This window comes from Rubellimicrobium rubrum (assembly GCF_006152115.1).
Classification (GTDB): Bacteria; Pseudomonadota; Alphaproteobacteria; order Rhodobacterales; family Rhodobacteraceae; genus Rubellimicrobium; species Rubellimicrobium rubrum.
On sequence record NZ_VDFU01000018.1, the window covers coordinates 81,500 to 91,743 of the forward strand.

A 10,244-nucleotide genomic window follows, 5' to 3' on the forward strand; every position below is an offset into this window, starting at 1 on the left:
GCGCGCTCCGAACTATCGCACGGCTGGCCAAGTGGCATTGCCTCACCGTGCGCCACGCTCATGCAAGGAGCCGAAAATGCCCAAGATGAAGACCAAGTCGAGCGCCAAGAAGCGCTTCAAGGTGACCGCCTCCGGCCTGATCAAGGCCGGCCAGACCGGCAAGCGTCACGGCATGATCAAGCGGACCACCAAGTTCATCCGTCAGGCGCGGGGAACCACGGTCTTGTCCGAGCAGGACACGAAGATCATCAAGTCCTACATGCCCTACGCCCGCTGAGAGGAGACGGATAGATGTCCCGTACCAAGACCGGTCCCGTCACCCACCGTCGCCACAAGAAGGTCCTCGAGGCCGCCAAGGGCTACTACGATCACCGCCGCCGCACCTTCAAGGTCGCGAAGCAGGCTGTGGACAAGGCGAACCAGTACGCCACCCGCGACCGCCGCGTCCGCAAGCGGGACTTCCGCGCGCTCTGGATCCAGCGGATCAACGCCGCCGTCCGCGCCTTCGACGCCAGCCTGACCTATTCGCGCTTCATCAACGGCCTGTCGCTCGCCGGCATCGAGGTTGACCGCAAGGTCCTCGCCGATCTCGCCGTCCACGAACCCGAAGCGTTCAACGCCATCGCCGACAAGGCCCGCGCGGCCCTGCCAGCGTAAGCAGTAGCTGATCCGTAGCAGATCAGTGGGCGTCGGAGGAACACTCCGGCGCCCTTCTTGTTAGAACTCGGCCCAGACCTGATCGCGGTTCTCGGCCCGCCTGTCATGGGACCAGCCGCTCGGGCCATTCCCGGCGTCCAGCCAGTCCAGGACGGCGCTGCCCAGCAGGCCCAGGTTCAGGCCCAGGATGTAAAGAAGCGCTGCCTGCCACCACGTCGCCCCGAACACGAGAGCGGCGCTCGCACTGGTCAGGCCGACATGCACGCCAACCACGAGATGATGAACCATGGTCGGTCCTCCGTGATGTTGGACCGGGATTGCGAAATCGGACCAGTCGGCGGCCCATGATCCTCCGAGTTAACGGACCCTGTAGGGACTTCAATGCGGGGGTGCACCCCACAGGCCTGCCTCGGCGTAAACTGGCCTGATCAGGCCATTATCGGCCGACATTCAGGGGTTTCAGCCGGATCTGACCCCTAGGCTGCGCGCGGATGGCAGCGCGGACAGGCTGGCGGGCCGCTTGTCGGACGCTGTCCCACGCCATGTGGAGCAGCAGGCTCGCCACCCAGGCCAGGTTGCCCAGCACCAGATAGGCCAGCACGGCCATCCAGCCCGGCTGCCCGGCGAACAGCGCCGCCGCTGCCGCCCCAAGCCCCCCCAGAACACCCACCATCAGATGACCCAGCAGCATCCGGACCTCCTTGCCCCCGACCGGACCATTTCGGTGGGGGCTTTTAATCTCGATCAACAAGGTCGAGATTAGACTGCGACGGCTCCATGTCAACCGGAACAACCCTCGGCTGTGGCCCTCCGTTCCGGTCGCCGGTTCACGGTCTTGCGCGCCCCCGGCAGGGACGGTAACCGACCCCGACCGGCACAGGGTGGGGCGCATGGACGATCTGCGGGACAAGTATCTGAACGCCATCGGCACGGCCGCCGACGAAAGCGCGCTCGAGGAGGTCCGCCTCGCCGCCCTGGGCAAGAAAGGTGAGATCGCGCTGCAGATGCGCGAACTGGGCTCCATGCCACCCGAACAGCGCCTGACCGTCGCCCCGGTTCTCAACGCCCTGCGGGACGAGGTGGCCTCGGCCATTGCCGCCAAGAAGGCCGCGCTCCAGGACGCCGCTCTCGATGAACGGCTCCGGGCCGAATGGCTGGACGTGACGCTGCCCGTCCGGCCCCGCCGCATGGGCACCATCCACCCGATCACCCAGGTCACCGAGGAGGTCACGCAGATCTTCGCCGCCATGGGCTATGCCGTGGCCGAGGGTCCGCAGGTCGAGGATGACTGGCACAACTTCGACGCGCTCAACATCGCGCCCGAGCATCCTGCCCGGCAGGAGCACGACACCTTCTACATGCATCGCGCCGAGGGTGATAACCGCCCGCCCCATGTCCTGCGCACCCACACGAGCCCCGTGCAGATCCGCGCCATGCTGGCCCAGGGCGCGCCGATCCGCGTGATCGCCCCCGGCCGGGTGTTCCGCGCCGACTACGACCAGACCCATTCCCCGATGTTCCATCAGGTCGAAGGGCTGGCCATCGGCCGCGACATTACCATGGCGAACCTGAAATGGACCCTTGAGGAGTTCATCAAGGCCTTCTTCGAGGTGGACCGCGTGGACCTCCGCTTCCGCGCCTCGCACTTCCCCTTCACCGAGCCCTCGGCCGAGGTCGACATCCGCTGCTCCTGGGAAGGCGGGACGCTCAAGCTGGGCGAAGGCGACAGCTGGCTGGAAATCCTGGGCAGCGGCATGGTCCACCCCAAGGTCCTGACTGCTGGCGGCATCGACCCCGCCCAGTGGCAGGGCTTCGCCTTCGGCATGGGCATCGACCGCATCGCCATGCTGAAATACGGCATCCCCGACCTGCGCGCCTTCTTCGAGAGCGACCTGCGGTGGCTCCGGCACTATGGGTTTGGGGCGCTGGAGGTGCCGGGACTGGCGGGCAGGTCGTAGAGCCTAGTATTGCCTGCCCTGCTCACCTGCCGTCATTGGAGAGTAAGGTCATGTCAAGCTACTGGAGACATGACACATTCGAAAACGGAACGTCGCGTCGGCGATTATGCTGGTAGCGGTTACCTGCTCCTTCACGTCATAGGCGCAGGTCGCGGTGTCAGCAGCGCGTGTCAGCTAGCAGCCCGGACACTCCATCCTTGTGAGGGAGCCGAGTTCTTTGCCTCAGTAGAACAGACGGATATCCTGCCCCGAGCTGCACTGCAGGGCTTGACCCCGCTTCGCGGCCAACTTGGATGACGCTGCGCGCTCAAAGTCGAGAGCAGCACGCCGCGCTTGTTGGAGTCCGTCATGCCGAAGTCCATCGCTGCCATCCCTGCGCTTGCCGCCTGCTTGTGGGCCAGCGAAGCGATGGCCGAACCGCTGTTCCCCAACTCGGTCGTGTCGAACGACATCGAGTTCATCGCGGCGGACGACCCGGCCGTGTTCGGCTGCCTGCGCACCTTAGGGCAGGCCACCCAGGAGATGCCGGGCGCGCTCGACACCGACGAGCTCATGGTGGAGGGCGTCCACACCTTCGCCGTGGCCTTCGCGGATGACACCGAGGTCGGTGTTTGGGTCCACCCCTCGGTGGGGACGCAGGCGGATGCAGAGGCGGTGGCGGCCCTGCTTGTCGGGCCTATCGGTCGCCTTCCGGCGGTCATGCGGCGGACGTTGTCGCATGTCGTCATCCATTCCGGCGATCACACGGCCTTCGGCGAGCACTTGGGCCACTTCTTTGTCGTGTACGCCGACAACGTCCGCGCGCGTATCGCCACCCATGACCTGGAAGAGACGGTGTTCCACGAGGCGGTTCACGCGACGCTCGACGCGGCGTGGGCCCAAAGCGAGGAGTGGCGGCAGGCGCAGGCGGCGGACGGAGCGTTCATCACCGAATACGCCGCCGCAGACCCAGAGGGCGAGGATCTCGCCGAGTCTGCGCTCTTCGCCTACGCCCACCTCAGGCATCCCGACCGCCTGCCCCCGGAGGTGGCGCGCGGCGTGGAGGCGATCATGCCCGCACGGCTCGCGTTCTTCGAGCGGCTCTTCGCCGCGCCGGAGCCCGACGTCGCGGGGGCGGAGCGCCTAGCAGGCGTAGGGTGCGCTTCAGCGCACCACTCTGCGCCCGGACCTTTGGTGCGCTGAAGCGCACCCACCGGCCCTCCCCCGCCCAACTGGACGTCCCCCGTCCCCCGCGCTAGGAACCGCCGACCCGACCGGAAGGCCCTGCGCATGAAATTCACCCTCTCCTGGCTCCGCGACCACCTCGACACCACTGCCTCGGTCCCCGAGATCGCGGACGCGCTGACCGACCTCGGGCTCGAGGTCGAGGGCATCCACGACCCCGCCGCGCAGCTTCGCCCCTTCACGATCGCCAAGGTCCTCGACGCCCAGCAGCACCCGAACGCCGACAAGTTGCGCGTCTGCCAGGTGCAGACCAAGGACGGCGTCCAGCAGATCGTCTGCGGCGCGCCCAACGCGCGGGCCGGGATCACGGTGGTCCTCGCCAGCCCCGGCACCTACGTCCCCGGTATCGACACGACCATCGGCGTGGGCAAGATCCGGGGCGTCGAAAGCTTTGGCATGATGGCCTCCGAACGCGAGCTGGAACTCTCCGAGGAGCATGACGGCATCATCGAGCTGCCCTCGGGCGAGGTCGGGGATAGCTTCGCCGACTGGCTGGCCGCGAACGACCCGGCCCGCGTGGACCCGGTGATCGAGATCAAGATCACCCCCAACCGCCCCGACGCGCTGGGCGTCCACGGCATCGCCCGCGACCTCGCCGCGCGGGGCCTGGGCACCCTGAGGCCCCTCCCGCCCGTCGCGGTCGAGGGGCGCTTCGACAACCCCGTCGCGATCACGCTCGATCCGGCGCTGGAGGGCGGCTGCCCGCTCTTCGCCGCGCGCCTGATCCGGGGCGTCCGCAACGGGCCCAGCCCCGACTGGCTGCAGGCCCGCCTTCGCGCCATCGGGCTCCGGCCCATCAGCTTTCTCGTGGACGTCACGAACCTGTTCACCTTCGACCTGAACCGCCCGCTGCACGTCTTCGACGCGGACAAGCTGGCGGGCGGCCTCACCGTGCGCCCCGCGCGGGACGGTGAGACGCTGGTCGCGCTCGACGGCAAGACCTACGCCCTGGCGGCGGGCCAGATGGTCATCGCCGACGACAAGGGCCCCCAAAGCCTCGCCGGGATCATGGGCGGCCTCGATACGGGCGTGACCGAAGACACGGTCAACGTGCTTGTCGAATCCGCCCTCTGGGACCCGCTCCGCATCGCCGCCACAGGGCGCGCGCAGAAGATCACCTCGGACGCCCGCTACCGGTTCGAACGCGGCGTGGACCCGGCCTTTGCCGAGGAGGGGCTCGACCGCGCCGTGGCGATGATCCAGTCCATCGCGGGCGGCGAGGCGTCGAACGTCACCGTCGCGGGCGCGGTCCCCGACACGGCGCGCGCCTACCGCTTCGACCCCGATCGCCTGCGCCGCCTTGTGGGCCTCGATCTGCCCGAGGGGGACCAGCGCCGCATCCTTCAGGCGCTGGGCTTCCGGGTCGAGGGCGACCGCGCCCATGTCCCGTCCTGGCGTCCCGACGTCCAGGGCGACGCCGACATCGTGGAGGAGGTCGCGCGCGTGGCCTCGCTCACCCGCCTCCGGGGCGAGCCGCTGGACAACGGGGGCTCCGCGATACCCAAGCCCGTCCTCACCCCGGCGCAGGCCCGGCTGGGCACGGCCAAGCGGACGCTGGCGGCGCTGGGCTACAACGAATGCGTCACCTACGCCTTCATCGAGCAGAGCGCCGCCGCCCTGTTCGGCGGCGGGGACGAGGCGCGGCGCATCGGCAACCCCATCGCCTCGGACCTGTCGGACCTGCGCCCCTCGCTGCTGCCCGGCCTCCTCAAGGCCGCCCAGCGGAACCAGGCGCGCGGGTTCAACGACCTCGCCCTGTTCGAGGCCAGCGAGGCCTTCACCGGCGGCGAACCGGGCGAGCAGCGCCGCGAGGTGGCGGGCCTTCTCGTGGGCCGGGACTCCGCACGCGGCGTCCATGGGCCGGGCCGCGCCTTCGACCTGTTCGACGCCAAGGCCGACCTCGAGGCGCTGCTGTCCACTCTGGGCGCGCCCGCCAAGCTCCAGATCCGCCGCGAGGGCAGCGCGTGGTGGCACCCCGGCCGCCACGGCGTCGTCACGCTCGGCCCCAAGACCGTCCTGGCCGAATTCGGCGAGCTTCACCCCCGCGTCCTCAAGGCGCTGGACGTGAAAGGCCCCGCCGTGGCTTTCACCCTGTGGCCCGACGCGATCCCGCTGCCCCGCGCCTCCGGCCGCGCCCGGCCCAGGCTTGACACCAGCGACCTCCAGGCGGTGGAGCGCGACTTCGCCTTCGTGGTGGACGCCCGCATCGAGGCGCAGGCGCTGGTCCAGGCCGCGCAGGGGGCCGACAAGGCGCTGATCGCCGAAGTCCGGGTCTTCGACGCCTTCCAGGGCGGCAGCCTACCCGAGGGCAAGAAGTCCCTGGCCCTGACCGTGCGCCTGCAGCCCAGAACCGCCACGCTGACCGACACGGAGATCGAGCAGGTCAGCGCCCGGATCGTGGACAAGGTATCCAAGGCCACGGGCGCGACGCTGCGCACCTGACGCGAACAGGGGCGGCCCGCGCCGCCCCCGTCACCTCAGCGCGGCGGGATGTTCTTGGCCGCTTGCGCCGCGGGCCGCGCAAAGAAGCGGTCCACATAGGCCGGGACGTTCACCAGCCCGTCCCAGCCCACCAGCGGCTTGGCCCCATAGAAATCGAGCGTCCCGAGCCAGGGCCCGATCGCCATGTCCGCGATCGAATACTCGCCCGCGACCCACTCCCGGCCCTCCAGCCGCGTGTCCAGCACGTTCAGCAGCCGCTTGGCCTCGGTCACGAAGCGCTCGCGCGGGCGGGGGTCTTCGATGTCCTTGCCGGCGAACTTCACGAAGAAGCCCATCTGCCCCAGCATCGGCCCCAGGCCGCCCATCTGCCACATGACCCACTGGATCACCGTCATGCGGTCGGCGGGCGTGGCGCCCAGGAACATCCCCGTCTTTTCCGCCAGATAGAGCAGGATCGCCCCGCTCTCGAACAGCGCCAGCGGCTGCCCGCCCGGCCCGTCGGGGTCGATGATCGCGGGGATCTTGTTGTTGGGGTTCAGCGACAGGAACTCGGGGGACCGCACATTGGCGTCCTCCAGCGTCACCCGGTGCGCCTCGTAGGGCAGGCCCGTTTCCTCCAGCATGCAGGACACCTTCTGCCCGTTGGGCGTCGGATAGGAAAACAGCTGGAGCTTCGTTGGGTCCTCCACCGGCCATTTGCGGGTGATCGGAAAGGCGGACAGGTCGGCCATGGGGCGCTCCTTTGGGCGTCGTTGACGGGTTCGCACCTAGTGCGGCGCGGGGGCCAAGAAAATCGTGGAAAAGCGAACAGTGCTTCTGCACAATTGACCCAAGGTCAGCACGAACAGGGAGCGAGTGCCATGATCAAGGAGTTTCGCGACTTCATCGCCAAGGGCAACGTGATGGACCTGGCCGTGGGGATCATCATCGGCGCGGCCTTCACGGCCATCGTCAGCAGCCTCGTGGATGACATCGTCAACCCGATCCTCGGCCTCATCGTCGGCGGCATCGACTTCACCAACCTGTACTTCGTCATGGCCGGCAGCGTCCCCGAAGGGGCGGGCCTGCAGACGGCCAAGGACTCGGGCGCGGCGGTCTTTGCCTATGGCTCGTTCCTGACGGCGGTGATCAACTTCCTCATCATCGCCTTCGTGGTCTTCCTGCTGGTCAAGGCCATCAACCGGATCAAGGATGCAGCAGCCCGACGCGGAGAAGAGGTCCCCGGCGCCCCCAAGGGTCCCACGCAGGAGGAGCTGCTGACCGACATCCGCAACCTCCTGGCCACGGGCCGCACCACGGTCGCGCCCGCCTCGGCGGCCTCGCCCACATCGCCCGGCGCTTCGGGCGGGATGATGCCCAGCCCCGCCGAGTGATCCGCGCCCGCCGCCGGGGACGTCCAGCATAAAGGCGGCCCGCGCAACGCGCGGTGCCGTCGCAGGACCTTGACGCCGCATTGGCAGGCTGTCCGTGCCTCAGCCCGGAGCCCGCCATGCTCGAAATCCTGGACGCCCTTCGCCGCGATCCGCCGCGCACCGTGTCGCTGCGCGTGATGGGCCTGCCGGTGCCGCGCCTCGCGCCGCCGCGTCCCGATCCGCTGCGGGGCGCGCGCGAGTTCACGGTTCGTCTCCAGTCGCTCTGGCCCGCCGCGGCCCCCTGGGGCGAGCCTCGGCTCCTCGCGGCCTTCGACCAAGCATTGCGCGCCCGGACCGCGCGCCTCCCGGCCCTCCGCATCGGACCGGAGGGCGAGGAGGCCGCCCGCGCCGCCCTTGAGGAGGACCTCCTCCAGAGCTTCCGGACCGTCTGCGCGGACTTTGGGCCCTCAGGCGGCGATGGGGGCCTCGGCCAGGGGCAGCCCCAGCGCCTCGGCGACGGCGGGATGGGCGATGCGCCCCGCATGGACGTTGAGACCGTTCCGCAGATGCGGGTCGGCGGCCAGCGCGCCCTGCCAGCCCTTGTCGGCCAGCGCGAGGAGGAAGGGCAGGGTGGCGTTGCCCAGGCCCAGGGTGGAGGTCCGGGCGACCGCGCCGGGCATGTTGGCGACGCAGTAGTGCATCACCCCATCCACCTCGTAGATCGGGTGCTCGTGGGTGGTGGCGCGCGAGGTCTCGAAGCAGCCACCCTGGTCGATGGCGACGTCCACGATGGCCGCGCCCCGCTTCATGGTGGAGAGTTGCGCCCGGCTCACCAGCTTGGGGGCCGCCGCGCCGGGGATCAGCACCGCCCCGATCACGAGGTCGGCCTCGGCCACCGCTTCGGCCAGGACGCCCGCGCTGGCATGGGCGGTGCGGAAGTCGCGCCCGAAGACCTCGTCCAGATGGCGCAGCCGGGGCAGGGAGCGGTCGAGCACCAGCACCTCGGCCCCCATGCCCGCCGCCACGCGCGCGGCCTGCGTGCCGACAACGCCGCCGCCGATCACGACGACGCGGCCCGGCTGGACGCCCGGAATGCCGCCCAGAAGGACGCCCCGCCCGCCATTGGCCTTCTGCAGCGTCCAGGCGCCGACCTGCGGCGCGAGCTTGCCCGCCACCTCGGACATGGGGGCCAGCAGCGGCAGCCCGCCCTGCGCGTCGGTGACGGTCTCGTAGGCGATGCAGGTCGCCCCCGAATCAAGAAGGTCGCGGGCCTGCTCCGGGTCGGGCGCGAGGTGGAGATAGGTGAACAGCACCTGCCCCTCGCGCAGGCGCTTCCGCTCGGCGGCCTGGGGCTCCTTCACCTTGATGATGAGGTCGGCCCCGGCAAAGACCTCCTCGGCGGTGGTGGCGATGCGCGCGCCCTGCGCGACATAATCCTCGTCCGCGAAGCCCGCGCCGACCCCGGCGCCCGCCTCGACCACGACCTCATGGCCGTGGGCTATGACCTCGCGCGCGGCGTGGGGCGTAAGGCCCACCCGGAACTCCTGGGGCTTGATCTCCTTGGGGCAGCCGATGCGCATGGGGGAACCTCCTTGTTTGGAGGATCCTCGCGCTGGCGCGTCGCAAAAGGGTGGCAAGATCGCCTTGCCATTACCGGTCGTGACGCAGAAACTGCTACCGAGTTCCCTCTTGGCCGGAGAAGATTGCGCCATGCCGCTCGACGCCATCGACCGACGCATCCTGGAGACCCTGCAGAAGCAGGGCCGCCTGTCGAACCAGGACCTGTCGGAGCGTGTGGGACTGTCGCCCTCCGCGAGCCATCGCCGCGTGCAACGGCTGGAGGAGGAGGGCTACATCGCAGGCTATGTGGCGCTGCTGGACCCGAAGCGGCTCGGGCGGACGACGACCGTCTTCGTGGAGATCACCCTGTCGGGCCAGGCCGACGAGGTGCTGGACGCCTTCGAGAAGGCGGTCGCGCGCGTGCCCGAGGTGCTGGAATGCCACCTCATGGCAGGGACGGCGGACTACCTCCTCAAGGTGGCGGCCCTGGACACCGAGGATTTCGCCCGCATTCATCGCAAAAGCCTCGCCACCCTGCCGGGTGTGCGAGGCCTGCAGTCGAGCTTTGCGCTCCGCACCGTGCGTCAGACCACGGCGCTTCCCGTTTAAAGGATCACGTCGCCGGACGCGAAGGTGGTGAGGCCGCGCAGCATGACCTCCATGTCGGCCACGCCGTCGCCGGTCGCATCGGCGCGCAGCAGCACGCCTTCCGACGTGGCGGTCCACCAGACCGAGTTGGCGGCCGCCGTCTGGCCCGAGAACGCGAACGCCTCGTTGGTGGAGGTCGAAGAGGTGCGGGCGTCGATGGCGCTCAAGTCGATGTCGTCCACGCCGCTCACGAAGTCATGCACGGCATCGCGGCGCGAGCCCACCGCGCCGTCGGTCAGCGCGCTGAACACGAACACGTCGCGGACGTTCTCCACCCCGCCATAGTACAGGTCGCGGTCGGCGCCGCCGTTCATGCGGTCGGTGCCCGACCGGCCCACGAGGACGTCTGTTCCTGATCCGCCCAGGAGGCTATCGGCGCCGTCGCGGCCGTCGAGCCAGTCGT

The 10,244-nt window shown here is 69.4% G+C and carries 11 protein-coding genes and 1 pseudogene; 7 read left to right on the top strand and 5 right to left on the bottom strand.

The window, feature by feature from the left end; all coding sequences use genetic code 11:
• Positions 1-76: 76 nt before the first annotated feature.
• Both rpmI and rplT read left to right on the top strand, forming a co-directional pair.
• Positions 77-277 (top strand): 50S ribosomal protein L35, encoded by a 201-nt coding sequence (gene rpmI, locus FHG66_RS14650; RefSeq protein ID WP_139077809.1) that lies wholly within the window; start codon positions 77-79, stop codon positions 275-277.
• A gap of 14 nt (positions 278-291) precedes the next feature.
• Positions 292-657, top strand: coding sequence for a 50S ribosomal protein L20 (gene rplT, locus FHG66_RS14655; protein WP_139077810.1), 366 nt, complete (start codon positions 292-294; stop codon positions 655-657).
• Between the two features lie 60 nt (positions 658-717).
• Here the strand turns inward: rplT and FHG66_RS14660 are convergent, their stop codons facing one another.
• Positions 718-945: a hypothetical protein gene (locus FHG66_RS14660; RefSeq protein ID WP_139077811.1), complete on the bottom strand. Its 228-nt coding sequence runs from the start codon at positions 943-945 to the stop codon at positions 718-720.
• A gap of 148 nt (positions 946-1,093) precedes the next feature.
• Entirely contained in the window at positions 1,094-1,348 is a 255-nt protein-coding gene (locus tag FHG66_RS14665; RefSeq protein WP_139077812.1) for a hypothetical protein, read from the bottom strand.
• A gap of 199 nt (positions 1,349-1,547) precedes the next feature.
• Here FHG66_RS14665 and pheS point away from each other — a divergent pair, with 199 nt between their 5' ends.
• The 3 genes from pheS to pheT all read left to right on the top strand — a co-directional run bounded on the left by pheS (position 1,548) and on the right by pheT (position 6,281).
• On the top strand, positions 1,548-2,615 hold the full coding sequence (pheS, locus tag FHG66_RS14670) for a phenylalanine--tRNA ligase subunit alpha (protein ID WP_139077813.1): 1,068 nt from the start codon (positions 1,548-1,550) through the stop codon (positions 2,613-2,615).
• 348 nt (positions 2,616-2,963) lie between these two features.
• On the top strand, positions 2,964-3,797 hold the full coding sequence (locus FHG66_RS14675) for a hypothetical protein (protein WP_139077814.1): 834 nt from the start codon (positions 2,964-2,966) through the stop codon (positions 3,795-3,797).
• Between the two features lie 87 nt (positions 3,798-3,884).
• Entirely contained in the window at positions 3,885-6,281 is a 2,397-nt protein-coding gene (gene pheT / locus FHG66_RS14680) for a phenylalanine--tRNA ligase subunit beta (protein ID WP_139077815.1), read from the top strand.
• 35 nt (positions 6,282-6,316) lie between these two features.
• Here the strand turns inward: pheT and FHG66_RS14685 are convergent, their stop codons facing one another.
• Positions 6,317-7,012, bottom strand: a complete 696-nt coding sequence (locus FHG66_RS14685; protein WP_139077816.1) for a glutathione S-transferase N-terminal domain-containing protein — start codon at positions 7,010-7,012, stop codon at positions 6,317-6,319.
• 129 nt (positions 7,013-7,141) lie between these two features.
• Between FHG66_RS14685 and mscL the strand changes: the two are divergent.
• A pseudogene (gene mscL, locus FHG66_RS14690) lies at positions 7,142-7,564 on the top strand (large conductance mechanosensitive channel protein MscL); the annotation flags it as partial.
• A 536-nt stretch (positions 7,565-8,100) separates the two neighbouring features.
• Here mscL and ald read toward each other — a convergent pair.
• Positions 8,101-9,213 (bottom strand): alanine dehydrogenase, encoded by a 1,113-nt coding sequence (ald, locus tag FHG66_RS14695; RefSeq protein ID WP_139077818.1) that lies wholly within the window; start codon positions 9,211-9,213, stop codon positions 8,101-8,103.
• Positions 9,214-9,343: 130 nt separating this feature from the next.
• On the opposite strand from ald, the gene FHG66_RS14700 reads away from it, so the two are divergent.
• A complete protein-coding gene (locus FHG66_RS14700; protein WP_139077819.1) occupies positions 9,344-9,802 on the top strand; it encodes an Lrp/AsnC family transcriptional regulator in 459 nt (152 codons plus the stop codon).
• Here the strand turns inward: FHG66_RS14700 and FHG66_RS14705 are convergent.
• On the bottom strand, positions 9,799-10,244 hold a 446-nt coding region (locus tag FHG66_RS14705; RefSeq protein WP_176556268.1), incomplete at its 5' end, for a M10 family metallopeptidase C-terminal domain-containing protein. The genes FHG66_RS14700 and FHG66_RS14705 overlap by 4 nt on opposite strands.